Genomic DNA, 26,956 nt, shown 5'->3' with positions numbered 1-26,956 from the left:
GCTTCTGGTCCTGGCCACGCAAGGTCAGGTCAGGTCAGCTGTCCAGCAGACGAGCCGCCGCACCGGCCGCGGTGGAACAGACGAACAGCAGGCAAGCACAGGCGGCATGCCGTCTGAGCAAGGCGCGGCGCAATGCGGCGTAGCGGGCCTCGTATTCGCCGCGCAGGCGCTTGGCCCGGTCGGCGGTGGCCTGGAGCGCCTGGCGTGTCAGACCGAGGCGCTGCTCGGTGTAGTGGCGGGCGAGGTCTTCGGCCTGCCCCGCCGTGAGCCAGGTCAGACGCGCGCAGAGGGCTGCGGCCTCGCGCCGTGCCTGCTCACGTTCGGCTTGCGCAAGGAGATAGCCCTCGACCTCGTTGGCGAGTGCGGCGCTCTGCCGGTCCAGCGGCGCCCCTTGACGGCTCGGCGAGGTCACGGCCGTTCGCCTTCATGTCCCGGCGCTTCCACCGCGTCACGTTTGCCGAGGTACGCCGCGTGGTCCTGTTCGGCGATCTCGGGGTGGTGCAGGTCGAACGCCGGGGATTCGCTGCGGATCCGCGGCAGGGTGAGGAAGTTGTGCCGGGGCGGCGGGCAGGAGGTCGCCCATTCCAGCGAACGGCCGTAGCCCCACGGGTCGTCGACGCCCACCGGCGTGCCGTACTTGGCGGTCTTCCAGACGTTGTACAGGAACGGCAGCATCGACAGGCCGAGCACGAACGAACTGATCGACGAGACCGTGTTCAGGCCGGTGAAGCCGTCGGCCGCCAGATAGTCCGCGTAACGCCGCGGCATGCCCTCGGCGCCGAGCCAGTGCTGGACGAGGAAGGTGCCGTGGAAGCCCACGAAAAGCGTCCAGAACGTGATCTTGCCCAGGCGCTCGTCGAGCATCTTGCCGGTGAACTTCGGCCACCAGAAGTGGAAGCCGGAGAACATCGCGAACACCACCGTCCCGAAGACCACGTAGTGGAAGTGGGCCACCACGAAGTACGAGTCGGACACATGGAAGTCCATCGGCGGCGAGGCCAGGATGACGCCGGTCAGACCACCGAAGAGGAAGGTGACGAGAAAGCCGATCGCCCAGAGCATCGGCGTCTCGAAGGACAGTGAGCCCTTCCACATCGTGCCGATCCAGTTGAAGAACTTCACACCGGTCGGAACGGCGATCAGGAACGTCATGAAGGAGAAGAACGGCAGCAGCACGCCGCCGGTGACGTACATGTGGTGCGCCCATACCGTGGCCGACAGGCCGGCGATCGAGATGGTCGCGGCCACCAGCCCGATGTAGCCGAAGATCGGCTTGCGGGCGAACACCGGGATGACCTCGGTGACGATGCCGAAGAACGGCAGGGCGATGATGTACACCTCCGGGTGTCCGAAGAACCAGAAGAGGTGCTGCCACAACAACGAGCCGCCGTTGGCCGGGTCGTAGACGTGGGCGCCGAATTTGCGGTCCGCCTCCAGGGCGAACAGCGCGGCGGCCAGGACCGGGAAGGCCAGCAGGACCAGCACACCGGTCAGCAGCACGTTCCAGGTGAAGATCGGCATCCGGAACATCGTGAGACCCGGGGCGCGCATGCAGATGATGGTGGTGATGAAGTTGACCGCGCCCAGGATGGTGCCGAAGCCGGAGAAGGCCAGGCCCATGATCCACATGTCGGCGCCGACTCCCGGGGAGTGGGTCGCGTCCGACAGCGGGGAATAGGCGAACCAGCCGAAGTCGGCCGCGCCCTGGGGGGTGAGGAAGCTGCCGACCGCGATCGTTGAGCCGAACAGGTAGAGCCAGTAGGCGAACATGTTCAGCCGTGGGAACGCCACGTCGGGCGCGCCGATCTGCAGCGGCATGATCCAGTTGGTGAAGCCGGCGAACAGCGGCGTCGCGAACATCAGCAGCATCACCGTGCCGTGCATCGTGAATGCCTGGTTGAACTGCTCGCTCGACACGATCTGCAGGCCCGGCCGGGCCAGCTCGGCGCGCATCACCAGCGCCATCAGCCCGCCGATGAGGAAGAACGCAAAGGACGTCGCCAGGTACAGGGTGCCGATGGTCTTGTGGTCGGTGGTCGTCAGCCACCTGACCACGACGTTGCCCGGCTCTTTGCCCTTGAGCGGAATTTCGTTTTCGTACGAGTCCTCGGCTGCCGCGGCACCGTGGGGTTCGTTGCGGATGCTCACTGGTGGGTCTCTCCCGATGCTCGCGCTTGGCTCGCCAGTCAGTCGCCATCCTGGCCGCGGCAGGAGCCGGACAGCCGTCTTCAGCGGTCGAAACGCCGCCAATGGGGTGCGGCCATGCCCCGACTGGAGTAGTCAGGGCATGGTCGTCGCAGAACGAGGCGGTGCCGGTGGTGAAGGCGGCGCGGGCCGCGGCCAGGTAGGTGCGCCCGATGCCTCACGCCTCCAGGCGGCGCAGCGCTTGCATGGCCTCGCGTTCCAGGCGTGAAAGATCGCCAAGGATCGTGCCGGCCTGCAGGAGGAATGCCGCCTCACCCGATTCGCCGGCCCTGGTGATCAGGGCTGCCACCTCCGTCCACAGGGCGGCTGCCTCCGTGTACAGCCCCAGGCCGGTGCGCAGCTGGCTGCTGTCGTGCAGTGCGGTGCACTCGGCGAGGAAGTCGCGGTAGAGGTTACGGAACAGGGCGCCGCCGGTGCCGGCCTTCTCCATCAGGAGCGCGGCCTGCGGGAGGTCCCGCTGCGGGTCGTCGGTCCGCTGGAACCAGGTGCGGACCAGCTTGCCGGCCTTCTCGATGCCCCGGTGGCCGAGGTTGCCGATGGGCGGGTTGAGGAAGGCGTCGGCGCAGGCCGCGATGGCGGGAACGATCCGGTCCTGTGGGGAGGGCAGGTCCCTCGGAGCGGTGAGGGTGAAGGAGCGGTGCTTGGCGGTCATCGGGCCCCGCGCGGCCCTGGCCTGGGCGAGACTGGTCAGGCTGGTGGATACCGCACCGCCTTGCTGGTCGGTGTCCACCAGGTAGGCGGCGTGCTCGTCGTAGCCGTACATGGCGACGACATGGCCGCCGAAGTGCACCTTCGAGGCGAAGTAGTCCAGGTGGTAGCAGTCGAGCTGCAGCCCGACGGGGTGACCGGCGTCGATGGGGGCCGCCACGTTCTCCCAAGCCCTGCGGGGCGAGGTGGTCTCCTGTACCAGGAGTTGCAGCCCGAGTCTGGTGGCCAGGGTTCGGGTGAGGTCGAAGGGCTTGACCCGTCCTCCGAGGAAGGGGAAGCCCATGTTCTTGCTTTCCCAGTAGATGAAGGACAGGCCGGAACCGAGGCCGAAGAGCATGGGTTCGGACAGATCGAGTCCTTGGTGCCGTAGCAGTACCCCCAGAGCTGTCGTCTCACAGTGCTGCGTACCGCGGGCATCGATGTCTCTTACGGTGGTCATGCCATAGCTTCCTCCACCACAGCGGCGGCTCCCCCACTCTTTTCGAAATGCGGCGCCGCCCCTGTGGTGCGTGATGGTTCGCTTCATCCGGTCCGACTCGATCCGGTCCGGTCCGGTCCGGTCAGACGAAGTCGATGCGTTCCTCGCTGATGGGATAGCCGACCCTCGCGAAATGTGCCGCCATCGGAAGGTTCGACTGGTCGGTGGCGGCCGCGATGCGCGTCGCGCCCCGCGCCACCAGGTCGTGTGTGCACTCGATCAGGAGGTCTCGCGCATAACCGTTGCCGCGCTGCTCAGGCACGACCCCGATGAAGCCGATGCAGGGGCCCGAGGGGTTGTGGGCGGGGACATGGAGGCCCGCCAGTTCGCCGGCCGGGGTGTAGGCCAAGCGCCACCAGTCGCGCGGGGAGGGCATCCAGCTGAGGATCCTCAAAAACTCCTCGACGGCGCCGTCCCTGCCGTACGTCGCAATGTCGTTCCCGTCATGAGCGTCCAACGAGCCCTCCTGGATCCGGCGCACCACGCCCCGCAGGACGTCGTCGTCCGGCTCCGGCCGGTACACCAGGCGCCCGGTGCGCTCGGGCAGTGCGCAGTCGGAGGTCCAGCTGTAGCGGTAGCGCTCGACCAGCTTCCGCAGGCCGGCCGCCTCCGCCGCGGCCGTTCGGGCCTCCGCTGCCGCCCGCACCTCCGGCTTCTCGCGCCAGCCGGGCGGCAGCAGCAGGCTGTATTCGGCGTGCAGGGGGGCGGTGCGCAGCAGTTGGACAGCGGCCTCGGCATCGGTGAAGTCGAACCAATCGAGGGCGATGGGCTTTTCGTCCTCCGGCTTGGCCCACCAGGCTGCGCGGGCGACCACGACGCCGTCGCGCAGGGCGATCCAGGTCCATTCGGGCCGGTACTGGCCGCCGTCGGCGATCATGCCGTAGACGTCACCGAGGAGGGCGCGGCCGACGAGGCCCGGGTCGGGCAGCGAGGCGAACAGGGGCGTCTCGCCCGCGACGAGCGGACGAATGACCAGTTCAGTCATGGAGGAAACGGTCCTTCGGGAGAGTGACGCGCTCCCGAATCAGACCAGCAACGCCCGGTGGACGGGGCGGGAGCGCACGGTTGTCGCGATCAGCATCGCTCTCGCCTCCTTCCTTGTGATCATGGGCGTGCGCTCAGCCTAGGCGAGGCCGCTCCCGGACGTCCATCGATTTCCATCTGCCGTTCGCAGCCTGGTAGTTACCGCAGGCCTCGGGATCTGCGGCGCGCGCATCGCCACGCTCGATCGGTTGTCCTCGTGAGCGATTGAGGACAGAGACTGACCTATATGGGCTTTAGCGTGGTCCTCACCGACGGAACAAGAACACCTGAAGGGCAGCGACCATGAGCAGCAACGAACAGGCCATCCGTGACCAGGCAGAGCGTCCGGCCGTCAGCGGCGAGCGCGCCGAATGGCTTGAGGCACTGGACAAGCACCGGGGCTTCCTCCGCCTCACCACGCGTGACCTCACCGACGAGCAGGCCAGACTGCGGACCACCGCCAGCGAACTGTGCCTGGGCGGCCTGATCAAGCACGTCACCGCGGTCGAGGAGAACTGGGTCGCCTTCATCCTGACCGGTCCCTCTGCGATGCCGGACTTCACGGCGATGACCGAGGCCGACTGGGCCAGTCGTGCAGACGGCTTCCGGCTGCTGCCCGGTGAGACGCTGGCTGGTGTGCTGGACGACTACGCGGCAGTGGCCCGCCGGACCGATGACGTGGTGGCCACACTGCCCGACCTGGGGGCCGCCTGGCCACTGCCGAAGGCCCCCTGGTTCGAGGCCGACGCCCAGTGGTCGGCCCGCCGGGTACTGATGCACATCATCGCCGAGACCGCTCAGCACGCCGGCCACGCCGACATCATCCGCGAGTCCATGGATGGCGCCAAGAGCATGGGCTAGGCCGCGGAGATCCGTGAGAAGCGCCCTAGTCATGGGCTCCCACCTGCTCGGTGGTCATGGCCAGCAGGAGCAGCGCGTCGTGTTCGGCGGTGCCGGGCGCGGCCTGGTAGACGAGCATGCGCTGGCCGTCATCGGCGATGCCGAGTATCTCGTTGGCCAGGGTGAGCGGGCCGATGACCGGGTGTTGGAACGCGGTCTGGCCGCCGCGCTTGACCCGGACGTCATGCCGGCGCCACAGCGCGGCGAACTCACCGCTGGCCGCGCACATTTCGGTGATCAGGGCGGCAGTTGCCGCGGGTGCGGTCACCTCGGCGGTGTGGAGGTGCGCCACGCAGTTGCCGGCCACCCGGTCCCAGTCGGCGAAGACCGTCCGGGCGGCAGGGTGCAGGAAGGTGTACCGGATCGTGTTGCGCTGGGCGGGTGGCCAGTCGTCGAGCCCCGGCATCAGGGCCAGCCCCTCCGGGTTGGCGGCCAGCACGTCGTTGACATCGCTGAGTACGTACGCCGGGCCGGGGCGGAGCGATTCCAGCAGCAGTCGCACAGCGGGGCGTACGGGCTGCGGGTCGACGGGCCGGCGCCGCGGCGTGCGCCCGGCGGCGCGGTCGGCCAGGGCGAGCAGGTGAGCGTGCTCGTCGTCGGTGAGCCGCAGGGCGCGGGCCAGTGCGTTGAGCACCGCGTCGCTGGGCGCGGTCTCCCGGCCCTGTTCGATGCGGGTGTAGTAGTCCATGCTGACCCCGGCGAGCGCCGCCAGCTCCTCGCGGCGCAGTCCGGGGGCCCGACGGGCGCCCGGCCCGATGGGCAGACCGACGTCGGCCGGGCCGATCCGCCCGCGCCGGATCCGAAGGAACTCAGCCATCGCGTTCACGTGGTCGAGTGTGCCATCGGTGGTCCGTTCCTGGGTGGCCGTATCGCACCCAGGAACCGCACGGCCTTCCCGGCCCGGCAGCGGACGGCGGAACCTCGGCTCATGACTGACGCACTCATCATCGGAGGCAGCTCCGGCATGGGCCTGGCCCTGGCCCGGACCCTGCTGGCCGAGGGCATGGACGTAACGATCGTCGGCCGGTCCGCGGACCGGCTCGGCGCGGCTCGGGCGGAGTTGGAGCGAGCCGCGCGGGGGAAGGTCGGCACGGTACGGGCCGACATCGGGCGCGAAGAGGAGGTGGCAGAACTGTTCGCCGGGGTGGGGCGGGTGGAGCATGTGGCGGTCACCGCGATGGACGCGAGTGGGGCCTACGGCCGGACCGCCGAGGTCGCCTCGGCCACCGCGCGGGCCGTTGTGGACACCAAGCTGCTCGGGGCGTGGCTCGTGGGTAAATGCGCAGCAGGGCGGGTGACCGGCTCGATCACCTACACCTCGGGCATCAACGCCTACCGGCCGAACGGTTCCAACACGATCGTGGCTGCTGCCAACGGCGCGCTCGCCTCACTGACTTACGGGCTGGCGATCGAACTGGCCCCGGTGCGGGTCAACGTCATTTCACCGGGCTGGGTGGACACCCCCATCTGGGACCAACTGGGCATGGACAAGCAGGCGGCGTTCGCCGAACTGGCCGGACGACTCCCGGTCCGGCGCATCGGCACCCCCGACGACATCGCCCAGGCATTCGTCTCGGTGATGCGCAATGGATTCATCACCGGGACAGTTCTGCATGTCGATGGCGGCCACCGCCTCATGTGAACGCGCACCGGCGCCGCCGCCCGTCTCGCGCCCGGCGCCGCGTCATGTCTGTGAATCTGTGAATCTGTGAAGGGGTACATCTCTGTTACGGCGGATTTGGTTACCGCGTAGCCCCCGACCACATCGTCCCCACCCGCCCAGCGCCCCGCCGCCACCACTGCGCGTTCTGGAACGCCGTCGGGTGAGCACGGAGGCGTGCGGTGAGCGATGGGCCGAGCCTCATGTGCGGGTGAGGAGGGCGGTGGCCTGGGCGCAAAACCTCTCGTCCGCCGCGGTGTTGTGGCGGAAGCGCGTGCGGGTGGGCCGGCCCGAGTTGTCCAGGCGACGCAGGTCGGCCAGCTCGTCGCGCAGGAGGGCGGCCAGTCCGCGTGGCAGTGGCGTGGCCGGGTCCTCGCGCTGGAGTCCGGCGGCGATGACGGAGCGGACCGAGCGATCGGCCTGCCACGCCGTGCGCAGCGCAGTGTCCGCGGCAGTCCGGTCCGCAACAGTCCCGTCCGCCGCGTTGCCCGTGCCCGCGGTGATCGCTCGGAGGGCCAGCGCCGCGCGGGCGGCGGTGAGCGTGCCGGCCTGCGGCGCGTCGAGGCAGGCCCGGACGGCGGGCGCGAGGGGGATCGCCGCGGGCCCCATCACCGCAGCCAGCTCCAGCGCCTCGTGGCCGGCGTGCCAGTCATGGGTGTTCTCGACGGTGTTCTCGACGGCGGCGGTGAGCACCGGAAGTATCTCCGCCGCGTCCTGCCCGGCGTGCCACAGCGCCCGGGCGGCACCGACCCGGGCGTACGGGGAGGGGTCGGCCAGGAGGCGGCGCAACAGTGCCGTGTGGTCGGCGGCGTCGGGACCGATGCCGTCCGGTGACGCGAGAAGGTGGATTCCGGCTCGGTGCAGTCCGGTCCCCTGCTTCTCCGCCTGCTCGGCCAGTGCGTCGAGGAAAGGCGCGATCACGCCGGCGGATTCGGCAAAGCCTGTCGACCGCAGCGCGGACAGCAGGCGGGCGGCCTCGTCCAGAGCGTGGTCGTCCCCCGGTTCCTCCGCCGCTCGCTCGGCGATCTGCTGCAGGCGGGCCCCCAACTCCGGCACCATCCCGGCTGCATGCGGGCCGAGGTCCCGGCACCAGCCGGGCAGCCCCTCAGGGAGCGCCCTGCCGTACAGCAACTCCCCTAGCAGCCGGGCGCCCCGCTCGTCCCCGGCGGCCACCAGGAGCTGGAGGCACTCGCCGCCCGCGTCCCGCTCCCATCCGTGGCCGGTGCGGTAGCCGGAAGCGTCCGCGATGCGGTGGGCGGCGTCCAGGGTGTCGGCGGTCAACGGCAGGCAGCAGCAACGCAGTTCCTCGGCCGCGGCGGCAGCGGTGGCCGCGCTGACGCGTGCGTCCGGGCCGGGGGTGACTGGACTGACCCGTGCGTCCGAGTCCGAGGTGGTCGCGGTCCCGGCGTCCTCGGGCGTGCCGTCCTCGGTTTGCGCCTCCATGGTCTCGGCGTACGCCGTAAGCACCCCACCGAGGAGTGCCGCCGCCTCCGCCGTTTCCGGCTGGGGCACTCGCCAGCCGCCGTAGAGCTCCCTCACCCGGTCGAAAACGTCGCTGCGCACGCCGGGCGCGGTACGCCGCAGATCGTGCAACACCAGCCGGTGGCGCTCGCCCAGTCGGCCGCCGAGCGCTCCGTGGAGGTCGTGTACGGCGTCCACCAGCCGCGCCTCGATGGCCTCGGAGTAGGCCTGCGCGCGCAGGTCGCGCACGTAGGAGAGCATCGTGCCGGAGTCCGGGCCGCTCTCCGGGGGCGGCGCCGGCCGACCGCTGGCCCGGTCGAGGGCCGCGATGGCCCGGTCGGCGACGTTCGGCGGCAGCGCGTCGGGGGCGTGCGCCGCGAGGGCGGTGAGCGCGGTGAGAACGGTGGCCGGGTCCTCCGTGCGGGCGTCCGACAGCGCCCCGGTGGCGAGGCGGCGCAGCAGGTCGACCGCCGCCTGGACGTGCCCGGTCCGCGCGCCGGCCGCGGTGCCGCGGCCGGCCTCGCGGTCGGTGAGCCGGCCGAGCAGGTCGGCCAGGTCCTCGACGAGCGACTGCCGGGTGGCCGGGGTGGGTTCGGCGCGCAGACAGCCGGTCAGCGCGGGCAGCAACGCCTCGGGCTCGTCGGCGGACCGCACGAGGAACGTGGCTGCGGCCGCCCGCACGTCCGGGTCGGCGTCCTTGAGCAGCCGCACCATCGACGGCACCGCGGCGGCCAGTGCCCGCCCGGCGAGCAGTCCGTGGGCGCACGCGTACTCCTCCCACCACTCGTCCGGCTCCCACCCGGCGGCGGCCGCCTCGGCGAGTGCCGCCTCCGGGTCGGGCATGGTGTCCCCGGCCTCTTCGGCGGCAGCGTGCGCGGTGGCGCCGATGCTGGTCAGCAGGCCGATGACGGGGCCCCGGTCGGGCGCGTCCGGGTCCTGCACGAGGGCCAGGAGGTGAGGTATGCAGGCGAGCGTCGAGTCGTACACGTCGCCCTGGTGGTGCACGCCCCCGTACAGTGCGTCCAGCGCGCGCTCCCGGGTCACGGCGTCGTCGGACCGCAGGTCGTGCAGCAGGCCGGGGACGTCCTCGGCGGTTCCGTACGCGTGCGTCAGCTCGGCCCAGTCCACGTCGTTCATGTCGCAGGAAACTAACAGCGCGACGAGGCCGTGGGCCTCCCGGGCCCGGGTAACGGGATCCGCACCACCCGCCCCTGACGCGGCCCCCGTTGACCGGGTGGATGCCGGCGAGCGCGCATCCCGGTGTGGTTCCCACTCCGGCGCCCTGCGCCCGCTGATCGCCGGAAAAATCCTTTGCCCCTGCCTGAGTGACGTTGTTACTGTCACGCGGCGCAGGAAGCGCGTGATCACGGGACGAGGGAGGTTGATGAATATGGCCGCCGACGGCTCTCTTCAGCATGCCCTTCTCCGGCCCGCCGCGTGAGCAGAGCGCGGTCCGGGTCGTTCCAACGACCAGGAGTGACACGTGAATTCCTCCCTCGCATCCCCCGACGCTGAGCTGACCACCGACCGCCTCGTTCTCCGGCCCTGGACCGCGGCCGAGGCCACCGCAGCCCTCGACGACACCAGGTCGCCCCATTGGGCCGACGACTTCCCCGCCGAAGGCGACCGAGTCATCGCGGGCCTCCTCGACCAGCACCCCGGCTGGCTCGGCGAACACGGCCACCGCCTGATCATCGAGCGTGCCAGCGGCCTGGTGGTGGGCTCCATCGGCCTGTTCTGGCCGCCCAACGAGGGGGTCCTCGAAATCGGCTACGGCATCGTGGCCTCCCGCCGCGGCCGGGGCTACGCCCCCGAGGCCACGCGTGCCCTCGCCGCGTTCGCGCTCACCGCGCCCGGCGTCCACACCGTGGTCGCCACCGTGGAGTTGTCGAACCCGGCCTCCGTCCGCGTACTGGAAAAGGCCGGCTTCCAGCACTGTTCGACCGAGGAGAACGTGGCCCGCTTCAGGGTCACGAAGTTGAATTCTCACGAGTGATGACCCCGTGGGTCGGCGGCCTGCCGCCGACCCACCCGGTCGCCTGTTGCTCAGTCGGGTTCGTCGGCGCGGAGGATCAGATCGAGCAGCCCGGGGAAGCGCGCGTCGAACTCCTCCCGGCGCAGTCGGTTGACCCGCTTGGGCCCCTCGTCGCGCTGTTCGACCAGTCCGGCGCCGCGCAGGACCGAGAAGTGATGACTGAGTGTGGCTTTGCCGACCGGTACGTCGAAGCTGCCGCAGCTGCGGGTCCAGTCGGCCGAACTCGCCAGCTCGCGGATCAGCGTCAGACGCACGGAATCGGCGACCGCGGACAACGCGGTCAGGAGGGAAACGTCGTCGGGATCGGTGTGCACCGGAGCCGCGCGGTGACTGCTGCCCTCAGTCTGGTTCGCCATATCCCTCTCCTCACCGTGCGCGTCGCATCGTCGCCGGACACCTGTGTGCCCGACCGCTTGCCGAGTGTTCGATGAGCATCGTACAGTGCCAGTGTTCGCTTTCCATTGAACACTCTGTCGAAGGATGCGTCCCACCCATGCGTGCAATCGAGTTCCACAAGTACGGCGGCCCCGAGGTACTCAAGGTCGTGCAGGCCGAACCGCCCTCGCCGGAGCCGGGCCAAGTCACCATCGATACCGCCTATGTGGGCGTGAACTTCGCGGACCTCAAGGCACGCGCCGAGGGGTACCGGGTGGCCGCACTGCCCTTCCGGCCAGGTCTGGAGGTCTCCGGACGGATCCGGGCCGTCGGCCACGGCGTCGAAGGGCTGCGTCCGGGGCAGGAGGTCGTGGCACTCGTCAACAGCGGCGCCTACGCGGAGGTGGTGGTCGCCGAAACCGCCACTGTCTTCCCGCTTCCCGAGGGCCTGGACCTCCGGACCGCAGCGGCGCTGCCCACCGTATTGCCGACAGCGCATGCCCTGCTCCACGAGGTGGGGCGCCTGCGCGCCGGAGAGAGCGTGCTGGTGCACGGCGCGGCAGGAGGTATCGGCACCGTGGCCGGGCAGTTGGCCCGGGCGGGCGGCGCGGGCGCTGTGTACGGGGTGGTCTCCTCCACAGCCAAGGCCGGGCACGCCCTCAAGCACGGCTACGACGAGGTGTTCACCGCCGACACCTTCGCCGACGACATCCGCCGCGTCACCCACGGCAGGGGCGTCGACCTGGTACTCGACCCGGTGGGCGGCGACACCCTCCGCCGCGGTCTCGACGCGCTGGCCGTCTTCGGCCGCCTGGTCTCGTTCGGCAACGCCGGCGGGGCCGAGCCGTGGCAGGTCGGACAGCCCGAGCTCTACCCGCAAGGCCGTTCCGTCGCGGGCTTCTCCATCCTGGCGCTCGCGCAGTCGGCGCCCGAGGTGCTGCACTCACTGGCCGAGCGGGCCTTCCGCACCGTCGTCGACGGCACCGTGGCACTCCCGATCACCGCGGAGTTCGCCCTGTCGGACGCGGCCGAGGCCCACCGGCTGATGGGCGGGCGCACCTCGACGGGCAAGCTGCTGCTGCGCGCGACCGACTGAGCCCGGCGGAAAGCCGGCGCTGGGCTCGCGGTCCAGCCCGATGCCGTCGTCCGGGCGGCATCGCTGCACGATGGCGCAGCAGGCGCCCGCGGCCGTTCTGGACGCGGTCCCCTCCGCACGCACCATCCCTACAGCGGCACCTGTCCCTCCGGGTCCTGCGACAGGAACTCCGCGACCAGTTCCGCCGGGTTGGCGGCTCTGGTCAGGGTGAACATCTCGTCGGGCTGGAACATGTCGTAGAGGATCACCGGCACCGGCCGTCCCAGTCGTGCGGTGATCCCACCGCCGGTGTGCAGCTGCCGGGCCAGGTCGACGCAGAGTGCGTGGAACCCTTCGTCGAGGCGCTCGTCCCGCGCATCCCGCTCCGGGCCGGTGAGTGCGTCGCCGTCCTCGTACCACAGGCCCTGCGCCCACGCCTCCCGCCGGTGCAACTCGGCGCCGAGTGGGTCGAGTTGGCGATGGTGGCCACAGACACGTATGCCCTCCAGTCCTGACGAGGGGAAGTAGGCGTAGTTCCAACGGGCGTCCCAGGGCTCCGGCGGGCTCGGCGTCGCCAGCAGTCGGCTCACCTCCGCGTCGGTGTTGTAGCCGATCGCCAGGTACGGGAAGCGCGGGTCCTGGTCGACGCTGTCGATCCGGAACGTGACGGCATAGATCCCGGAGGCCGGTTCCTCGCGGAACTCCTCCAAGGCACGCACCGCCATCTGCACCATGTGCTCCCGGAACGTCATCAGTTGCGCTCCCCGGGAACAAAGACGGATGGACAGGCAGATGGGAAGCCTTGGAGGGAAAAGTGGGGGGACGAGTGGGGGGAAAAGCTGGGTCGGAAAGCCATGTTGCTCAAGCTAGCGTGCGTGGGAGGGCGCAGGTCACGCTCGGAAGCAGCCGGAGCCGACTCGTCGCCGCTGCTGCGCCCCAGGTACCTTTCCGGCGTGAGCAAGACAAGCGAATCCCCTGCGGGCCCGTACGACGACCGGCCGACGGGCCCTCCCACGGCCCCCTCGAACGCGCCCGGTTCCACAGCTGAAGCAACCGCCGGCCGGCAGCGGAAACTCCCCTCATCGCCGGTGAAGAAGCCCAGTTGGGATGCCTGGGCCGCCGGGAAGTCGGCAGGGATGATCCTGCTGATGCTTCCGGTGCTGGCCGTGGTGGCCTTCGTCGCGCAGATGCTTGAGGCGCTGTATTACGCGGCGGTGTGCGTCTTCTACGTGGTCACCAGCCCGTACTGGATCACCCGGACCGTCTGGCGGGCCCTCCGCCCGGTGCGGACGGCCGAGCACGCGGCCCGCCGGACCGAGGCGCGGGAGGCCATCAGCTCCACGTCGAAGGGCTGCGGCTGTGTGCTGGCCGGCCTGGCGATCCCCGCGGTGATCATCGTCGTGGTGGCGCTCGCCAACTCCTGAGCAGCAATTAGCAGCAATCCTGACCAGCAATTACCGAGCAGCCCCGGCCGGGGGCCGGACGATCCCTTTCCGCGCCTCGGAATTCCGGCGGGTGTGCTCAGGAGGGTGGAGTCGGCTCCGGCAGGGACGCGGCGGCGAGTTCGAACAGGGCTTCCTCCGGAGTGTCCCGGACCGGTGTGGTGAAGCTGATCCCCGTCAGGTCGAGCAGTCGCCGGACGGTCGGTGACACGGCGGCCAGGTGCACACTCCCGCCGACCTTCCGGGTGTCGTTGTGCGCCCTGATGATGACGTTCAGCCCCGAGGAATCCATGAACGGAACCTCCCGCAGGTCGAGCACGAGATACCGCCGGCCGTGCGCGAGCTGATTGGCGAGCTGGTGGTGCAGGGCGATACCGGTGTCGGCGTCGAGCTCACCCCGCACCGCGACCATCGCGGTCCGCTCGTCGATGACGGTGACTTCCACGCTCAACAGATCGGAATCAGGCATGTGTGGGGCTCCCTCACTGTGTCGACAATGCGCGGTGTCCTCGCGCATGTGCTGTGGCCTCGACTGTGTCCTCGCTCGCCAGAGGACACCAACACCCGGTCAGGGGCGGTCGGACGGTTCGTCCGTGGTGTTCCGGGGGATCCGCTCCAGCAGGCCGCGCAGGTCGTCGGCGTGTTCCTCCTCCTGCGCGAGGAGTTCCTCGAAGACCCTGCGGGTCGTCGGATCGCCGTCGCCCAGCCACTGTGCGATCTCGGTGTAGGAGGCCACGGCCACGCGTTCGGCGACCAAGTCCTCCTTGATCATCTCGACCAGGTCGGTACTGGCGTCGTACCCGGCGTGCGAACGCTTCGTCAGGGTGTCGGGGTCAAAATCCGGTTCCCCACCGAGCTGGACGATGCGCTGGGCCAGTTTGTCGGCGTGCTGCTGTTCCTCCGCGGCGTGTTCCAGGAACTCGGCCGCGACGGGCTCCGAACACAGTCCGGACGCCGTGTAGTAATGCCGCTTGTACCTGAGCGTGCAGACGATCTCCGTGGCCAGGGCCTCGTTGAGCACCTGGAGAACCCGCTCCAGGTCCGCGCCGTAGGCATCCGTGATCGGGCCCTTCTCGATCTCCAAGCGCGCTCGCTCGCGGATGGTTTCGATATCCGTGAGGAATTCAGCCATGACCTTCTCCGCTCCACCTCTCCGTCCGAACCGTCACCCGTCTCCCGGGGGAATTCCCCTCACCCCGCCGGGGGATCCGGTCACTGCGATTCCGCGAACCGGGAGAACGGATGTCGGATGTCGTGCTTGATCTGTGCCGATGCATCGCCTGCCCCGGTGATCAGGGGCTATTCCTGGTTCTTCGAACGGGACAGGCGTCACCGGTCGGGACGGGACCCGCATCACCGGTCGGCCGCCGGACGACTTCCGGGCAGTCGCGGAAAGGGAGTTGGGGATGCGGTGAGTGCCTGGTGGGGCGGGCCACCGCGGCCGCGCCTGCGGGGTTCAGGAGGGTGTGAGCCCCCGGCCGGAGCGTCCCGTCCTCACATGCCGGTCATTCCGCCGCCGGTCAGGCCCGGGGCCAGCGCCGGAACCCAGACCACGGCGACGGCCAGTGCGAGCGAGGCGATCCCCACGGCACGGGCCACCAGGCGGCCGGCCGGAAGAAGCTTCTCGGCGGTGATCACGGCGGCCAGGACCACCATGGCCCACAGGTTCATCAGCCCGAACGCCGCCAGTAGCACCATCAGCGACCAGCAGCAGCCCAGACAGAAGGCTCCGTGGTGGGCCCCGGCACGCAGATCGCGCGAGCGCCCCGGGTACGAGGCGTAGCGCAGCATCAGTCCGAGCGGTGAGCGGCACCTCGCCAGGCAGCGGTCCTTGAGCGGCGTCAGCTGGTAGACGCCGCTGACCGCGAACACGGCCGCGGCTGCTGCGGTCCCCACCCCGGCGGGGAGGCTCGCCGCCCGGCCCAGGCCGACGGCCAGCGCGTAGGCCGGCAGTCCGGCCGCGGCCCAGACGAGCAGGTAGGCGACCGTGAAAACGACCATGCGCGACGCCCGGTGCACGGTGAGGGTACGTGCGTACAGCGCGGCGACGGGCGCCGTGGCGGGCAACATCATCGCGGCCATCATCAGCGTCCACACGGCCAGGAAAGCGGGCAGCCCCAGTCCCATGGTGCCGGGCATCGCCGGCATGCCGCCCCAGCGCGTCACCACCCAGACCCAAGCGGCGGCCGCCGCGACCAGCAGCAGCCCGGAGGAGCCCGCCGTGCGGCGGGCGGTGACCGGTCCGCCGGTCACGCCGCCCACGTGAAGGGCGCGTAGTGTCCGTTGCCGCCGGTGAAGTCCCAGGACCGGCCGTACACACCCGCGCCCGTCGCCCGGGTGGACCGGGCGATCGTCAGCGTGCTGCTCGCCGGATGGAACATGCCGGTCAGGCCCATCACCGGGCCGTCCTTGCCGTACTGCGGGGCGACCTGGTCCTCGATCTCGATGTCGATGGCGTCGCCCACCCGCGCGGCGTGCAGGCGGCCGTCGTCGCGGTAGTCGATCGGAACGCGCTGCACGCCGAGGACCCCGCCGATGAGCGGAGTGAGCACCGACATCGGCCCGCCTGCCTTGCCGGAGAAGACCTTGCCCAGCGCCTCCGCCTGACCGTCGTCGGCCGAAGCATCGATGTACAACGCCACCTGCCAGTCACCCTCGGCCATCACCCGGGGCCCGTCGACGAAGACGGCGACGCTGCGGTCGGACACGTCCACGCCGTCCACGTTCCCGCTGTCCACATGGAACGCGAAGGTCACCTGGCAGCGCTCGTGGTCGGCCGGAGCGGTGAGGCCCGAGGTGGTGCAGGGGCACACCACGTCACAATTGCAGCTCTCGAGGTACGTGCCGGTCAGTTTCCAGGACATGGCTCTTCCTCCCTTTTTTCGCGTCCCCGCCGCGAAGGGAATGCATCGGGCTGTGCGCCCCGTCCCGGTGTCGCTCTTTCCATGCTATTCCCGACGGTCCTGCGTCGCGCAGATCCGCTGCCAGGCGATCACCGGCTCACGTAAGCACTGACTCAGGTAAGCACCGACTCAGATGATCGCTGGCTCAGGTAAGTACCGATTCGCGTGATCACCGCACTCACGAAGTCCGTGGGTCTGCTCCTCGACGGACGAGGAGCAGACCCGCGTCGCTCTCCCTCGCACTGGACGCATGGTCACCGGATGAGGGAGCGCAGCACCGGGATGCTGGCACCGGCCGCCGCCATCCCGGCGACGACCGCCGCCGCGACCGGCGTCCCGGCGAGAGCCGTCAGACAACCGACGACGATCCCGATGACGACGGACGTCAGCAGCACCACGGTGGTGTGCACGGACAAGAACGGCGCCTCCGGCTCGGGCTCGGCCCGGTCGGCGGAAGGCGCAGGGACGGCTGGAGAGTGATTCGAGTTCGACATGCCTCAACTCTGGCCCCGAGCACCGCCATGACCTGCATCGATCGAACGAACCCGCAAAGCGCTGATCAGCTCGGTACAACCGTTCAGCAGCGGCCGTGTTCAGTCGAACACTTTCGCGTTCAGGCTTGTTCAGGAAAGTTCACGCCCGTTCGTCGGGCGAGCCCTAACCTGCTGTTCCGGGACGCAACGGGGAGAAGAACGTGGTCGACCAGCAGGTGGCAGAGGGCAGCTACGAAGAGGCGCTCGCGGACTTGGGGACGCGTCTGACACGGCTGAAAGCACAGCGGGGCCGACCCTCGCTACGCAAGATCGAAGCACGCGCGAAGAAGTTGTTCGGCGAAGCGACCTCGTTACCGCTCGGGACCCAGAGCGCCGCTTTCAACGGCAAGCACGTCAGCATCGACACCCTCATACTCCTCGTGCGAACCCTGCTGTCCTGGGACGAGTACGGGGAGGAATGTGCTCCGCCCGACCGCAGAGCATCGGCGCTGGACGAATGGCGCACACGATGGACAGCTGCGACCGCGTTGCAATCGAGGCGCCGAAGTACCGCCCTCCTCACGTCGGGCTCTTCCGAACGGCCGGACCAGGAGGCCGTCATGGATCGGGCATGCCCTGAAGGGGACTCGACGCCTGTGCCACCCCTGCGGCTGCGCGACAAGTACGGCCTGCCGATCGTCGACGGCAGCCGCGCTGTCTACTGCCTGGCTTTCTCCCCGGACGGGCGCTGCCTGGCGGCCGGCGGCGCAGACGGGACGATTCAGCTCTGGGACACCGCCACCACGCGCGGCGGCGGCGACGCGAAGCCGCTCGGCGCCCCGCTCAACGGCCACCTGGGGCCGGTCTACGGGGTGCACTTCTCGCAGGACGGGCGGTACCTGGCGACAGGTGGTGCTGACGGCTCGGTGCGCCTGTGGGACACCTACTCGCGGGAGCCGGTCGGCGACCCCCTGACGGGCCACGACGGTGCTGTGCACGCCGTCCGGTTCCGTGGCAACGGAAGCCAGGTGGTCGCGGCCGGCGCCGACGGCACCGTCCGGCAGTGGCTCACGTACTCGCTCAAGCCGTACGGCACACCACTCGACGGGCTGGGCACCCCGATCATCGCCCTGGCCACGCCCGGCTCCGGTCTCGCGGCCGGTGACGCCAACGGCCTGGTGAGGTGGTGGGCCCAGGACGCTGACAAGCCCACCCGGTTCCTGGCGGGACACGGCCCGGTGTTCGCGATGGCCGACCAGGCATTCGCCCTCGCTGTCGGGCACGCAAGCGGGGCGGTGTACGTGAGAGACACCAGCCAGGACGACGCCGCCGAGGTGATGACCTTGAGTCCTCCCGGCAGCGCCGTGTACGCAGTGGCGATGCTTCCCGGGAGCTCGCGTCTGGTGGCAGCGGGGAGCCATGACGGCACGCTACGGGTCTGGGCCCAGGAGGACGACACGGGGCCGTTGGTCGCAGAGCTGCACGAGGGCCCGATCTTCGCGGTCGCCTTTTCCCCTGACGGCACGTTCGTCGCTACTGCCGGCGCCGACGGAGACGTCCAGCTGAGGAACTTCACCGTGGAACTCCTCGGTAAGGCCCCGCACGGCCGGCGGGCCTCCGCACTCCCGTCAGCCGTCCGCCCCACGATCCCCCGCACCCCCGCTCCTGCCGGGGACGACCACCCACAGCCGGAGGAACCGCTTGCCACGAGCGCGGTGCACTACGCCCTGCGGCACGGCCACCACGTCGCACTCCCTCCGCTTCACTGCCCGCACAGCGTCCGAGCCGTGGTGTTCTCGCCGGACGGCCGTCTCCTGGCCACCGGAACAGAGGACGGATCGGTGCAACTGTGGGACCCCCTCACCCGCGAGCCCGTCGGTGCCCGGCTCACCCAACGCGGCGGAATGGCCCGGTCGTTGGTCTTCTCACCGGACAGCCGGTTGTTGGCCGCCGTGCAGGCCGGCAGACCCGTCCAGCTGTGGGATACCGCGACCCATGAACTCGTCGGTGAGCTTCCTGCCCCCACCGGCTCGATCAGATCAGCGGCGTTCTCCCATGACGGCAAGGTGCTGGCGACGGGCGGCACCGACAGCGCGGTACGCCTGTGGGATCCCGCCACCCAGGAGGCCGTCCGGGAACCGCTCATCGGCCACGGCAATCCCATCGAGTCGTTGGCGATCTCTCCAGGCGGGCTCCTCGTTGCCGTCGAGCGCGGCAACAGGGCGTGGATGTGGGACATGGCCGCATGGGAACTGACCCCGGCCGACAACAGCCTGCAGCCGTTGCTCAGCGCCGGGCCCTCAGTCACGGCCATGGCCCTCTCCCCGGACGGCAGGGTCCTCGCACTGGGTGGCTTGATGGAGGGAGTGCGGCTCTGCAACCTTCAGACCCGCCACCGCACCTGGACGATGATCCACGGCAGCCATGTACCGAAGGTCCTCGCACCGAAGGCACTTGCTTTCTCACCGGACCGGAAATGGCTGGCCGTCGGAGGCGAGGAGCGCTCCGTGTGGTTGCTGCGTACCGACGGGGGCGACGGGGTCGGCGCGGAGCTCACGGGCCACTGCGACACCGTGCGCGCCCTCGCGTTCTCACCGGACAGCTCATTGGTCGCCACCGCTTGCGACGATCGACGGGTACGGCTGTGGACCGTCCCTCACCACCGGAAGCCCGAACTGGACACGACGCAGACGTCTTGAGTGCCTGACGGGCGAGAAGCCCACCGCGATCGCCGAAGCCGCGAGGTGAGCACCGCCCCCCGTCCGTAGCTGCGTGACGGGGCGGTCCCCGGGTATCCGACGGGTACGGCGGGCGAGGGCCTGCCCCGGAGGGAGGGATCCAGAATGGCCGTCGCCAAAAGCAGCGTTCTGGTGCTGGATGCTGCCGAACCTGAAGAACTGGCCGAATTCTACGCCCGGTTCCTCGGCGGCACGTCACGCGTCGGCAGCCACCCGGACTACATAGAGATCGTCGAGTCCGCGGGCGTCCGTATCGTCGTCCGACGCGACCACGGCGCCGCGCCGCCGAGCTGGCCCCGGCCGGACACCTCGCAGCAGGCACACCTGCACTTCGTGGTCCCCCAGGACGACATGGACCAGGCGGAGCGTGAGGCGATCGACCTCGGTGCGCGTCCTCTGGAGACCCGGGACAACGGCGGGTCGTTCGACATCCGGCGATACGCGGACCCCGCAGGACATCCCTTCGTCCTGGCCGCCCTTGAGGGGCACGGGACCGCGTAACTGCCCGGTGGGCACGGGCCCAGCTCCGTCCGCGCCGTTCAATGGCTGCCTCGCACCCGCCACATAAGAAATACGTGAAAGGAAAGGTGTGGCGGCGAAGGGAGCGGGCACACGATTTTTGGAGGTTGATAACTATGGTCCCCCTTCTTCTGGTTCTGCTCCTTGCCCTGCTTCTTTTCGGCGCCGGATTCGCGCTCAAGGCCCTGTGGATCGTGGCCGTGATCGTGCTCGCGGTCTGGTTGCTCGGCTTTGTTGTGCGCTCGGCCGGACCCACCGGAAAGCGGGGTCGCTGGTATCGCTGGTGACGAGTGGCAATCAGTGAAAGTCCAGTGAAAGGGTTGGGCCCCGGCACTCTTGGTGCCGGGGCCCGACCCTTTGGCCGCCGGGTAGGTGCCTCTGCGAGGACATTCCCGTTCCGTTCCGGCCAACATAGACCGAAAACGGTGGTGAAGTACGGCTGTGAAGCACGTCTTCACGGGTAAACGGCACTCGATGTCGATCTCCGCGAGAGAGGAACTGCTGTGCTGAAGCCCCATCCGGCAATACTGCGGGATCTTGTGAAGCAGTACGAGGAACTCCGCGCCCAGAGCTCGGACCGGAGTTCGTCGGAGACCAGGCGCCGCACGGAGGACCTCGCCTACACGCTCTGCGTCTCCACCGGAACCCGGACCGTCGAAGCGGCTCTGGATTTTGCCGCCGAACAACTCGAAGCAGATCTGGCGGAGTCGGCTTACGCACCGGGCGCCCCGTCGGTTCTGCCGCTCGCCATCTGAGGACTTTCCAGCTGTTTTTGGTCTCCGGCCGGACCGGCAGGAATTATCGTCCCGACAATGGACACCAGAGAGATATGGCCGGCGGGCCCGGGAGCGCGGGCACGAAATGTTCGATGAATCTCGATGAGGTCGATGAGATCGACGAAAGGAGATCCTGATGAGCGCCGAGGAAAAGGCCAAGGCGAAGGCCGAGCAGGTCACCGGAAAGGCGGAGAAGGCGGTGGGCCGCGCCGTGGGGAACAAGCGCGCGGAAGCCGAGGGCTCGGCCAGGGAAACCAAGGGCGATCTGCGGGGCGCGAAGGAAAAGGCCAAGGATGCCCTTGAGGACTGAGCGCTGAGAAAACGAGCGCTGAGAAACTGAGTGCCGCAAAACCGTCGCGCCTGTCGGGTGCGGGTCCGTCCCCAGTGAACTGACCCGCACCCGACAGGCGTTGGTGTACCCGTGCGCAGACGCCGTCCGCAGACCGAGAGCCCATAGCCTCCGCCGCCTCCGCCTCCGCCGCGGCACCGCGTGCGCCGGGGCCGCCGGCGCAGTCAGTCCGTGCGGAGCATGGCGGTGCGCAGCTGGGCCAGGCAACGGTTGAGCAGGCGAGAGACATGCATCTGGGAGATGCCGAGGATTTCGCCTATCTCGGCCTGGGTCATTTCCTGGCCGAAGCGGAGTTCCAGAAGCCGGCGGTCGCGGTCCTCCAGCCGGTCCAGCAGCGGCTTGAGCGTGTGCAGGTCCTCGAAGAGGTACATCTCCTCGTCGTAGTCACCGAGGAGGTCCGCGAGCGGCACGTCGTTGCCGTCGTCCCCCATGGTGACGTCGATGGACGAGGCGCTGTAGCCGTTGGCGGCGACCTGCCCCTCGATGACCTCTTCCTCCGGGATGTCCAGATGAGCCGCCAGCTCGGAGACCTTGGGGTCCCGGCCCAGCTCGTTGGCCAGGTGCTCATTGGCGCGGGCGAGGTCGACCCGCAACTCCTGCAGCCGCCGGGGCACCCGTACGTCCCAGGTGGTGTCACGGAAGAAGCGCTTCATCTCGCCCGTGATGTACGGGATGGCGAGCGTGGTGAACTCCACGTTGCGCGACAGGTCGTAGCGGTCGATGGCCTTGATCAGGCCGATCGTGCCGACCTGCATGATGTCCTCGAGATCATCGCCCCGATTGCGGAACCGCCGGGCGGCGAAACGCACCAGCGAGAGGTTCATCTCGATGAGCGTGTTGCGCGCGTACTGGTACTCGGGCGTACCCTCCTCCAGCTTCTCCAACCGCTCGAAGAACAGGTGGGTCAGTTCCCTGGCGTCGCCCGGGGCGAGGTTCTCGGGCGACTCGATCAGGGGCAACTCGGCGGGCGGAGCGGGTACCGCGGTCGGTCCGTCGACGACACCGATGTCCTGTGTGGTCTCCGCCCTCGCGCTGCTGACGCTCATGAGTGACTCCTTCCCGTTCGTAAGGCCCCGGTCGAGTGAGCTCCTGCCCCGTCGGACACCGAGCATGTCCATCTTTTGTGAGGTCAGACGGCGAAGCAGTCGGGGTCGGCCGCCGCCCAGTCCGCGGCCCAGTCCTGTGGGGGAACGGCCAGCAGCTCGCCCGGGGAGAGCCATTCGTACAGCTCTTCGTACGAGCGGACGGTGAGCGGGTCGAGGCGGCGACGCAGCATGTGGGGGCGGAGTTCGTCGGGGTGCTGGACCCCCATCGAGCCCATGATCTGCAGGGCGCTGTCCACCGTCGCCTTCTGGAACCGGTGTACGCGCGCGGACTTGTCGGTCACGTCCAGCGCGCGGGCCCGGTGCGGGTCCTGGGTGGCCACCCCGACCGGACAGGTGTTGGTGTGGCATCGCTGGGCCTGTATGCAGCCGACGGCCATCATCATGGCGCGCGCCGCGTTGGTGAAGTCGGCGCCCTGGATCATGCGCTTGACCATGTCCGCGCCGGTGGCCACCTTGCCGCTCGCGCCGATCTTGATCCGGTCCCGCAGTCCGCAGCCGACCAGGGCGTTGTGCACGGTGATCAGGCCCTCGGTCAGCGGAGCGCCCAGGTGGTCGGCGAACTCCAGGGGAGCGGCCCCGGTGCCGCCCTCGGCACCGTCGACGATGATGAAGTCCGGGGTGACGCCTTCCTGGATCATGGCCTTGCAGACCGCGAGGAACTGCCGTCGGGAGCCGACGCAGAGCTTGAAGCCGGTGGGTTTGCCGCCGGCCAGTGCGCGCATCCGGGCGAGGAAGCGGACCAGTTCGCGCGGGGTGGAAAAGGCCCGGTGGTAGGGCGGGGAGATCACCGTCCGCCCTTCCGGCACCTCCCGGACCCGGGCGATCTCCGCGCTCACCTTGTCGCCGGGCAGGACGCCGCCGATGCCCGGCTTCGCGCCCTGGGACAGCTTCAGCGAGACGCACTTGATGCTGTCGTGCGCCGCCTTGTCGGCGAACTCGGACGGTGAGAAGGCGCCCTGCGCGGTCCGGCAGCCGAAGTACCCGGTCCCGATTTCCCAGACGAGATCACCACCGTGCCGCAGGTGGTACTCGGACAGACCGCCCTCCCCGGTGTCGTGGGCGAACCCGCCGAGGGCGGCACCGCGGTTCAGGGCGAGGATCGCGTTGGCGGACAGCGAACCGAAGCTCATCGCCGAGACGTTCAGCAGCGCCATGTCGTACGGCCGGGTGCAGTCCGGGCCGCCGAGCCGGACCGTGGGGTGCCGGTCGGGAACCGGCTTGGGGGCCATGGACGGCACCATGAACTCGTAGCCGGCGGCATAGACGTCGCGTTCGGTGCCGAACGGCTCCTCCGCCTCGGTGCCCTTGGCCCGCTCGTAGATGAGGCTGCGCACATCACGGTCGAAGGGCCGGCCGTCGAAGTTGCGCTCGACGAAGTACTGCTGCAGCTCCGGCCTGATCGCTTCCAGCGCGAACCGCAGATGTCCGATGACCGGGTAGTTGCGCAGCACCGAGTGCCGACGCTGCGCCAGGTCAGCGGCACCGACCGCGCCGAGGGCGAGGAAGACCAGTGCGGGCGGCCACCACCAGGGCGACGCCAGCACCGCCGCCGCGACGAGGCCGGCGGCGGCCACGAGCAGCGCCGCCACCGAAAGCCACCGGAACAGGTGGGCAAGGGGACGCATGCGCGCGCCGCCCGGCCGTCCGCCGGAGCCGGCCCGCGAACCGCTGACGCCAGCATTGGTGGTCACCATCAGCTCCCGAGAAGTAGGGCGACGGCCTCGCATCGCGACGGATACCCAGGAACGGGCGGGCTGGACGGGCCGTTCGATCAATGCTGGCCGTTTACCCGCCCGCTCCCGCTTCAGTCGGAGTCGTGCAGGTCGTGGGGTTGCTCTGGGAACCAGCGCGCTCACTCCCACGGCGCCGGGCCGGTACCGGACGCCCAGCCGACGAGGTCGTCATGGTCGAAGCAGAGGATGGCGCACTGTTCGGCGTATTCCCGCGCCGGATCGGTGAAGGCGCTGGTGGTGACGACGGCGGCGACATCGGCTCCGTGGACGGTGAAGCAGGTGCCGCCGAAGCGCTGCAGTTCCTGGGAGCCCACCTTGTTGTCCGCGCCGTAGCGCTTGCACTGGATGACGACGCTGCGGCCGTCGGGTGCCACGGCCACCACGTCCGCGCCGAGGTCGTTGGCGCCGCCGACCACCCGGACGTCCTCGCAGCCGTCGCGCTCGCACAGGCCTGCCACCGCCTCCTCGAACGCGTCGGCGTCCATTTCGGCGTAGTCGTCGATCTCCGGCGGGCGGGGGTCGACGTCCACCACCGGGCGGGGGCCGGCATCCTCCGTCGTGGGCGCGTCGAGCTCCTCCACCGCGCTCGGACCGACGGGCTCCCCCAGGGGTACGAGCACACGTTCCCCGGCCACTCCCCCACAGGTCGCGCACGTCCGCCCGACAGGCACCCTCCGCGCGGTGGCCCGCCGGCGCCGTCCACGACGCAGCAGCAGCGCCAGCGCCACGACAACGACCAGCCCGACGCCCATCGCGGGGCCGGGGTGCGCACTCGCGGAGGCCATGGCCTTCTGCAAGGTCAGGCCCACTCCGGTGACGGCGATCGCGAGGAGCCCGAACGAGAGGGACAGCTGCCGCAGACTGAAGGCGGGCCGGCGGCGCGGGGGCCTCGGCCGGCGTATGGGGGTCACCATGGTCTGTTTGCCTCTCCCAATGGTCGACGAAGATCCTTTGGATCTTGTGCCCCCAACTCGGGGCTCCTCACAACAACGGGGAGGCCGGGGGAGGTTGCTCTCCGCGGAGCACCGCGAGCGCCCGGTCACCTCGGTCACCCCGAGCGCCCCGGGCCCCGGGCGAGGCGCAGTGTCAGGCAAATCGGGGCACAAGCACTTGGAACGCTCCAACCGCGGACCGGCCACCGCCCCGCCGTAGAATCGCGCCTGCGCTGCTCGGCGGGGATCATCGGGGTTCGTCGGGGCGGCCATGCCCGACACCGCTGCCGCTCGCCGGCCTGTCCGGGCCAGGAGACCGCTTGGCTTGGGAGGGTCACATGAATCCAGTGGTGGTGACTTCCGCGGGCAAGGTCCGCGGGACCATCCAGGACCGGGTCGCGCGTTTCCGGGGCATCCCCTTCGCCGCACCGCCCGAAGGCCCACTGAGGTTCCGGCCCCCCGCCCCGCCCCCGGGGTGGAGCGCCACCCGGGACGCCCTCGCATTCGGTGCCGCGCCCCCGCAGCTGGCCCCGGCGCCGGGGGCTCCGGCGATGTGGCAGCCCGGCGACGGGCTGGACTGCCTGACGGTGAACGTGTGGACCCCTGACCCGGGCGCGGCCGGCCTGCCCGTCATGGTGTGGATCTACGGAGGTCTGTGGAAACACGGATCGGCGAGCATGCCTCACTACGACGCCACCGCGCTCGCCGACTCGGGAGTGGTCGTGGTGACCTTCAACTACCGAGTTGGTTTCGAGGGCTTCGCCCACCTGCCCGGTGTCCCGGACAACCGTGGACTGCGTGACCAGGTCGCCGCCCTGGAATGGGTCCGGGACAACATCGCTGCCTTCGGTGGCGACGCCGGCAATGTGACGGTCTTCGGCCAGTCCGCCGGAGCCGCCTCCGCCGTGCTCCTCATGGCCGCACCGGCAGCGCGGGGCCTGTTCCGACGTGCGATTGCGCAGAGCATCCCGGCAGGGGCCCGCACCCGAGCGGAGGCCGAGAAGGTCACCGCCACCCTCGCGCAGGCCGTGGGCGTCCCGGGGACATGGGACGCGTTGGCGGGCCTGCCGCCCGAAGCACTCCTGGCCGTCCAGGACGCGCCGCTACGCGGCCGCGAAGACGGCTTCACCGCCTTCGGTCCGGTCATCGACGGGGATCTGGTGACCGGGCAGCCCTGGACCGCCCTGGAAGCGGGCGCGGGCCACGAGGTCGACCTGATCTGCGGCTTCACCCACGACGAATACCGAGGCCAGGGCCCGGTCCCGGCCCCCACAGGGGGACTCGACCTGGGACTGGTCGCCGAGGCGATCGGTCTCGGCCCACAGGCGGCGGACGCCTACCGCCGCAGCCACCCCGGGCTCACCGACACCGACCTGTTCACGGTCATGTTGTCCGACGCGCTCGTCCGGATGCCGACCACCCGGGCCGCCCGGGCCCAGGCACGTGCCGGTGGCCGCACCTGGCTGTACGACTTCACCTGGCAAAGCCCCGCCCTCGGGGCCGCCCACGGCGTCGACCTCCCCTTCACCTTCGGCAACCCCAACAGCCGGTACGCCACCCGGTTCCTGGGCTCGCCACCGCCGCCCGGCTTCACCGACCTCTCCCGTCAGCTGCGCGCTGCCTGGACCTCCTTCGCCTGCACCGGCGACCCGGGATGGCCACGCTTCACCCTGGACCGGCAGACCACCAGACTCTGGAACCTCCCGCCCACCGACACCGCCTTCCCCCTGGAAGCGTCCCGACAAGTCTGGGAACCCGGCACCACCGCATAAGCGCTGCTGGGCGGGGCGTACGACGCCGACGCAGCGCTCAGCGGCACAGCGTGTCATCCATAACGCTGTGGCATTCTCCGCACCGAAGGGGCCAGGGCCGGGCAAGCTGAACCTTGCCCGGCCCCTCCCAGTTCGGCGCAGCTATCGCTGCCCACCGCTTTCGTGGCCGCCCTTCTGACCGGCTTCGGCAGCACGCTCGCGGTCGTTGGCGAAGTTGCCCGAGTTGTTGGCCGATGAGGCCCATGCGGCACGATGCAGATCTTTGTGGAGCGGGGTCAGTGGTCCCACCGCGG

28 protein-coding genes are annotated in these 26,956 nt (G+C 69.9%); 11 read left to right on the top strand and 17 right to left on the bottom strand.

The window, feature by feature from the left end; all coding sequences use genetic code 11:
• Positions 1 to 34: 34 nt before the first annotated feature.
• The 4 genes from ACGF4C_RS13475 to ACGF4C_RS13460 all read right to left on the bottom strand — a co-directional run bounded on the left by ACGF4C_RS13475 (position 35) and on the right by ACGF4C_RS13460 (position 4,376).
• Positions 35 to 412 carry a hypothetical protein gene (locus ACGF4C_RS13475; RefSeq protein WP_393565957.1) on the bottom strand — a complete coding sequence of 126 codons (378 nt, stop codon included), beginning with the start codon at positions 410 to 412 and terminating at the stop codon, positions 35 to 37.
• Entirely contained in the window at positions 409 to 2,148 is a 1,740-nt protein-coding gene (ctaD, locus tag ACGF4C_RS13470) for a cytochrome c oxidase subunit I (RefSeq protein WP_393565956.1), read from the bottom strand. Before ctaD ends, ACGF4C_RS13475 begins: the two co-directional genes overlap by 4 nt.
• A gap of 214 nt (positions 2,149 to 2,362) precedes the next feature.
• Positions 2,363 to 3,352, bottom strand: coding sequence for a BtrH N-terminal domain-containing protein (locus ACGF4C_RS13465; protein WP_393565954.1), 990 nt, complete (start codon positions 3,350 to 3,352; stop codon positions 2,363 to 2,365).
• 121 nt (positions 3,353 to 3,473) lie between these two features.
• On the bottom strand, positions 3,474 to 4,376 hold the full coding sequence (locus ACGF4C_RS13460; protein ID WP_393565952.1) for a GNAT family N-acetyltransferase: 903 nt from the start codon (positions 4,374 to 4,376) through the stop codon (positions 3,474 to 3,476).
• A 341-nt stretch (positions 4,377 to 4,717) separates the two neighbouring features.
• Here ACGF4C_RS13460 and ACGF4C_RS13455 point away from each other — a divergent pair, with 341 nt between their 5' ends.
• Positions 4,718 to 5,275: a DinB family protein gene (locus tag ACGF4C_RS13455; protein WP_393565950.1), complete on the top strand. Its 558-nt coding sequence runs from the start codon at positions 4,718 to 4,720 to the stop codon at positions 5,273 to 5,275.
• A 25-nt stretch (positions 5,276 to 5,300) separates the two neighbouring features.
• Here ACGF4C_RS13455 and ACGF4C_RS13450 read toward each other — a convergent pair whose 3' ends face one another.
• A complete protein-coding gene (locus ACGF4C_RS13450) occupies positions 5,301 to 6,131 on the bottom strand; it encodes a helix-turn-helix domain-containing protein (protein WP_393566308.1) in 831 nt (276 codons plus the stop codon).
• Between the two features lie 111 nt (positions 6,132 to 6,242).
• Between ACGF4C_RS13450 and ACGF4C_RS13445 the strand changes: the two genes are divergently transcribed.
• Complete coding sequence (locus ACGF4C_RS13445) at positions 6,243 to 6,956, top strand: SDR family oxidoreductase (RefSeq protein ID WP_393565948.1); 714 nt, start codon at positions 6,243 to 6,245, stop codon at positions 6,954 to 6,956.
• A 219-nt stretch (positions 6,957 to 7,175) separates the two neighbouring features.
• Here the strand turns inward: ACGF4C_RS13445 and ACGF4C_RS13440 are convergent, their stop codons facing one another.
• The gene (locus tag ACGF4C_RS13440; protein WP_393565946.1) at positions 7,176 to 9,572 is read right to left on the bottom strand and encodes a HEAT repeat domain-containing protein; all 2,397 of its coding nucleotides are present in this window, start codon (positions 9,570 to 9,572) and stop codon (positions 7,176 to 7,178) included.
• A gap of 346 nt (positions 9,573 to 9,918) precedes the next feature.
• Between ACGF4C_RS13440 and ACGF4C_RS13435 the strand changes: the two genes are divergently transcribed.
• Positions 9,919 to 10,431 carry a GNAT family N-acetyltransferase gene (locus tag ACGF4C_RS13435; RefSeq protein WP_393565944.1) on the top strand — a complete coding sequence of 171 codons (513 nt, stop codon included), beginning with the start codon at positions 9,919 to 9,921 and terminating at the stop codon, positions 10,429 to 10,431.
• A gap of 50 nt (positions 10,432 to 10,481) precedes the next feature.
• Here the strand turns inward: ACGF4C_RS13435 and ACGF4C_RS13430 are convergent, their stop codons facing one another.
• Positions 10,482 to 10,826: an ArsR/SmtB family transcription factor gene (locus tag ACGF4C_RS13430; protein ID WP_393565942.1), complete on the bottom strand. Its 345-nt coding sequence runs from the start codon at positions 10,824 to 10,826 to the stop codon at positions 10,482 to 10,484.
• Between the two features lie 137 nt (positions 10,827 to 10,963).
• Between ACGF4C_RS13430 and ACGF4C_RS13425 the strand changes: the two genes are divergently transcribed.
• Positions 10,964 to 11,941, top strand: a complete 978-nt coding sequence (locus ACGF4C_RS13425; RefSeq protein ID WP_393565940.1) for a zinc-binding alcohol dehydrogenase family protein — start codon at positions 10,964 to 10,966, stop codon at positions 11,939 to 11,941.
• 128 nt (positions 11,942 to 12,069) lie between these two features.
• Here the strand turns inward: ACGF4C_RS13425 and ACGF4C_RS13420 are convergent, their stop codons facing one another.
• Positions 12,070 to 12,672, bottom strand: coding sequence for a hypothetical protein (locus ACGF4C_RS13420; RefSeq protein ID WP_393565939.1), 603 nt, complete (start codon positions 12,670 to 12,672; stop codon positions 12,070 to 12,072).
• Positions 12,673 to 13,008: 336 nt separating this feature from the next.
• On the opposite strand from ACGF4C_RS13420, the gene ACGF4C_RS13415 reads away from it, so the two are divergent.
• Complete coding sequence (locus ACGF4C_RS13415; protein ID WP_393565937.1) at positions 13,009 to 13,344, top strand: hypothetical protein; 336 nt, start codon at positions 13,009 to 13,011, stop codon at positions 13,342 to 13,344.
• Between the two features lie 97 nt (positions 13,345 to 13,441).
• Here the strand turns inward: ACGF4C_RS13415 and ACGF4C_RS13410 are convergent, their stop codons facing one another.
• The 5 genes from ACGF4C_RS13410 to ACGF4C_RS13390 form a co-directional block, all read right to left on the bottom strand.
• Positions 13,442 to 13,831 carry an STAS domain-containing protein gene (locus tag ACGF4C_RS13410; RefSeq protein ID WP_393565935.1) on the bottom strand — a complete coding sequence of 130 codons (390 nt, stop codon included), beginning with the start codon at positions 13,829 to 13,831 and terminating at the stop codon, positions 13,442 to 13,444.
• A gap of 99 nt (positions 13,832 to 13,930) precedes the next feature.
• On the bottom strand, positions 13,931 to 14,494 hold the full coding sequence (locus tag ACGF4C_RS13405; RefSeq protein WP_393565933.1) for a bacterioferritin: 564 nt from the start codon (positions 14,492 to 14,494) through the stop codon (positions 13,931 to 13,933).
• Between the two features lie 362 nt (positions 14,495 to 14,856).
• On the bottom strand, positions 14,857 to 15,615 hold the full coding sequence (locus tag ACGF4C_RS13400; RefSeq protein ID WP_393565932.1) for a DUF2182 domain-containing protein: 759 nt from the start codon (positions 15,613 to 15,615) through the stop codon (positions 14,857 to 14,859).
• The gene (locus ACGF4C_RS13395; protein WP_393565930.1) at positions 15,612 to 16,226 is read right to left on the bottom strand and encodes a DUF1326 domain-containing protein; all 615 of its coding nucleotides are present in this window, start codon (positions 16,224 to 16,226) and stop codon (positions 15,612 to 15,614) included. Before ACGF4C_RS13395 ends, ACGF4C_RS13400 begins: the two co-directional genes overlap by 4 nt.
• A 293-nt stretch (positions 16,227 to 16,519) precedes the next feature.
• Positions 16,520 to 16,759, bottom strand: coding sequence for a hypothetical protein (locus ACGF4C_RS13390; RefSeq protein WP_393565928.1), 240 nt, complete (start codon positions 16,757 to 16,759; stop codon positions 16,520 to 16,522).
• 599 nt (positions 16,760 to 17,358) lie between these two features.
• Here ACGF4C_RS13390 and ACGF4C_RS13385 point away from each other — a divergent pair.
• The 5 genes from ACGF4C_RS13385 to ACGF4C_RS13365 all read left to right on the top strand — a co-directional run bounded on the left by ACGF4C_RS13385 (position 17,359) and on the right by ACGF4C_RS13365 (position 21,081).
• Entirely contained in the window at positions 17,359 to 19,437 is a 2,079-nt protein-coding gene (locus tag ACGF4C_RS13385; RefSeq protein ID WP_393565927.1) for a WD40 repeat domain-containing protein, read from the top strand.
• 144 nt (positions 19,438 to 19,581) lie between these two features.
• Positions 19,582 to 19,977 (top strand): VOC family protein, encoded by a 396-nt coding sequence (locus ACGF4C_RS13380; protein WP_030410394.1) that lies wholly within the window; start codon positions 19,582 to 19,584, stop codon positions 19,975 to 19,977.
• Between the two features lie 134 nt (positions 19,978 to 20,111).
• Positions 20,112 to 20,282 carry a hypothetical protein gene (locus tag ACGF4C_RS13375; RefSeq protein ID WP_030410393.1) on the top strand — a complete coding sequence of 57 codons (171 nt, stop codon included), beginning with the start codon at positions 20,112 to 20,114 and terminating at the stop codon, positions 20,280 to 20,282.
• A gap of 216 nt (positions 20,283 to 20,498) precedes the next feature.
• A complete protein-coding gene (locus ACGF4C_RS13370) occupies positions 20,499 to 20,750 on the top strand; it encodes a DUF5133 domain-containing protein (RefSeq protein ID WP_393565925.1) in 252 nt (83 codons plus the stop codon).
• 157 nt (positions 20,751 to 20,907) lie between these two features.
• Complete coding sequence (locus tag ACGF4C_RS13365) at positions 20,908 to 21,081, top strand: CsbD family protein (protein ID WP_393565923.1); 174 nt, start codon at positions 20,908 to 20,910, stop codon at positions 21,079 to 21,081.
• Positions 21,082 to 21,284: 203 nt separating this feature from the next.
• Here the strand turns inward: ACGF4C_RS13365 and ACGF4C_RS13360 are convergent, their stop codons facing one another.
• From ACGF4C_RS13360 to ACGF4C_RS13350, 3 genes are all read right to left on the bottom strand, one after another.
• On the bottom strand, positions 21,285 to 22,166 hold the full coding sequence (locus ACGF4C_RS13360; protein WP_393565922.1) for a SigB/SigF/SigG family RNA polymerase sigma factor: 882 nt from the start codon (positions 22,164 to 22,166) through the stop codon (positions 21,285 to 21,287).
• 83 nt (positions 22,167 to 22,249) lie between these two features.
• On the bottom strand, positions 22,250 to 23,851 hold the full coding sequence (locus tag ACGF4C_RS13355) for an FMN-binding glutamate synthase family protein (RefSeq protein WP_393566306.1): 1,602 nt from the start codon (positions 23,849 to 23,851) through the stop codon (positions 22,250 to 22,252).
• Positions 23,852 to 24,078: 227 nt separating this feature from the next.
• A complete protein-coding gene (locus tag ACGF4C_RS13350) occupies positions 24,079 to 24,873 on the bottom strand; it encodes a restriction endonuclease (protein ID WP_393565920.1) in 795 nt (264 codons plus the stop codon).
• Positions 24,874 to 25,229: 356 nt separating this feature from the next.
• Here ACGF4C_RS13350 and ACGF4C_RS13345 point away from each other — a divergent pair, with 356 nt between their 5' ends.
• Positions 25,230 to 26,663, top strand: a complete 1,434-nt coding sequence (locus ACGF4C_RS13345) for a carboxylesterase/lipase family protein (RefSeq protein WP_393565918.1) — start codon at positions 25,230 to 25,232, stop codon at positions 26,661 to 26,663.
• 141 nt (positions 26,664 to 26,804) lie between these two features.
• On the opposite strand, the gene ACGF4C_RS13340 is transcribed toward ACGF4C_RS13345, so the two are convergent.
• Positions 26,805 to 26,951, bottom strand: coding sequence for a general stress protein (locus tag ACGF4C_RS13340; protein ID WP_393565917.1), 147 nt, complete (start codon positions 26,949 to 26,951; stop codon positions 26,805 to 26,807).
• Positions 26,952 to 26,956: the final 5 nt, after the last annotated feature.

The sequence above is a fragment of the Streptomyces sp. NPDC048197 genome (assembly GCF_043202395.1).
Lineage (GTDB): Bacteria > Actinomycetota > Actinomycetes > Streptomycetales > Streptomycetaceae > Streptomyces > Streptomyces siderophoricus.
Note: the sequence above shows the minus strand (reverse complement) of the source record. Positions and strands in the feature narration are given on the sequence as shown.

Coding starts and splice junctions, on each gene's coding strand:
- ACGF4C_RS13445 (WP_393565948.1), top strand. CDS start 6,243: ATGACTGACGCACTCATCATCGGAGGCAGCTCCGGCATGGGCCTGGCC.
- ACGF4C_RS13440 (WP_393565946.1), bottom strand. CDS start 9,572: ATGAACGACGTGGACTGGGCCGAGCTGACGCACGCGTACGGAACCGCC.
- ACGF4C_RS13375 (WP_030410393.1), top strand. CDS start 20,112: ATGGTCCCCCTTCTTCTGGTTCTGCTCCTTGCCCTGCTTCTTTTCGGC.
- ACGF4C_RS13405 (WP_393565933.1), bottom strand. CDS start 14,494: ATGGCTGAATTCCTCACGGATATCGAAACCATCCGCGAGCGAGCGCGC.
- ACGF4C_RS13360 (WP_393565922.1), bottom strand. CDS start 22,166: ATGAGCGTCAGCAGCGCGAGGGCGGAGACCACACAGGACATCGGTGTC.
- ACGF4C_RS13395 (WP_393565930.1), bottom strand. CDS start 16,226: ATGTCCTGGAAACTGACCGGCACGTACCTCGAGAGCTGCAATTGTGAC.
- ACGF4C_RS13380 (WP_030410394.1), top strand. CDS start 19,582: ATGGCCGTCGCCAAAAGCAGCGTTCTGGTGCTGGATGCTGCCGAACCT.
- ACGF4C_RS13425 (WP_393565940.1), top strand. CDS start 10,964: ATGCGTGCAATCGAGTTCCACAAGTACGGCGGCCCCGAGGTACTCAAG.
- ACGF4C_RS13420 (WP_393565939.1), bottom strand. CDS start 12,672: ATGACGTTCCGGGAGCACATGGTGCAGATGGCGGTGCGTGCCTTGGAG.
- ACGF4C_RS13430 (WP_393565942.1), bottom strand. CDS start 10,826: ATGGCGAACCAGACTGAGGGCAGCAGTCACCGCGCGGCTCCGGTGCAC.
- ACGF4C_RS13410 (WP_393565935.1), bottom strand. CDS start 13,831: ATGCCTGATTCCGATCTGTTGAGCGTGGAAGTCACCGTCATCGACGAG.
- ACGF4C_RS13350 (WP_393565920.1), bottom strand. CDS start 24,873: ATGGTGACCCCCATACGCCGGCCGAGGCCCCCGCGCCGCCGGCCCGCC.
- ACGF4C_RS13385 (WP_393565927.1), top strand. CDS start 17,359: ATGGATCGGGCATGCCCTGAAGGGGACTCGACGCCTGTGCCACCCCTG.
- ACGF4C_RS13455 (WP_393565950.1), top strand. CDS start 4,718: ATGAGCAGCAACGAACAGGCCATCCGTGACCAGGCAGAGCGTCCGGCC.
- ACGF4C_RS13390 (WP_393565928.1), bottom strand. CDS start 16,759: ATGTCGAACTCGAATCACTCTCCAGCCGTCCCTGCGCCTTCCGCCGAC.
- ACGF4C_RS13365 (WP_393565923.1), top strand. CDS start 20,908: ATGAGCGCCGAGGAAAAGGCCAAGGCGAAGGCCGAGCAGGTCACCGGA.
- ACGF4C_RS13465 (WP_393565954.1), bottom strand. CDS start 3,352: ATGACCACCGTAAGAGACATCGATGCCCGCGGTACGCAGCACTGTGAG.
- ACGF4C_RS13355 (WP_393566306.1), bottom strand. CDS start 23,851: ATGCGTCCCCTTGCCCACCTGTTCCGGTGGCTTTCGGTGGCGGCGCTG.
- ACGF4C_RS13460 (WP_393565952.1), bottom strand. CDS start 4,376: ATGACTGAACTGGTCATTCGTCCGCTCGTCGCGGGCGAGACGCCCCTG.
- ACGF4C_RS13450 (WP_393566308.1), bottom strand. CDS start 6,131: ATGGCTGAGTTCCTTCGGATCCGGCGCGGGCGGATCGGCCCGGCCGAC.
- ACGF4C_RS13345 (WP_393565918.1), top strand. CDS start 25,230: ATGAATCCAGTGGTGGTGACTTCCGCGGGCAAGGTCCGCGGGACCATC.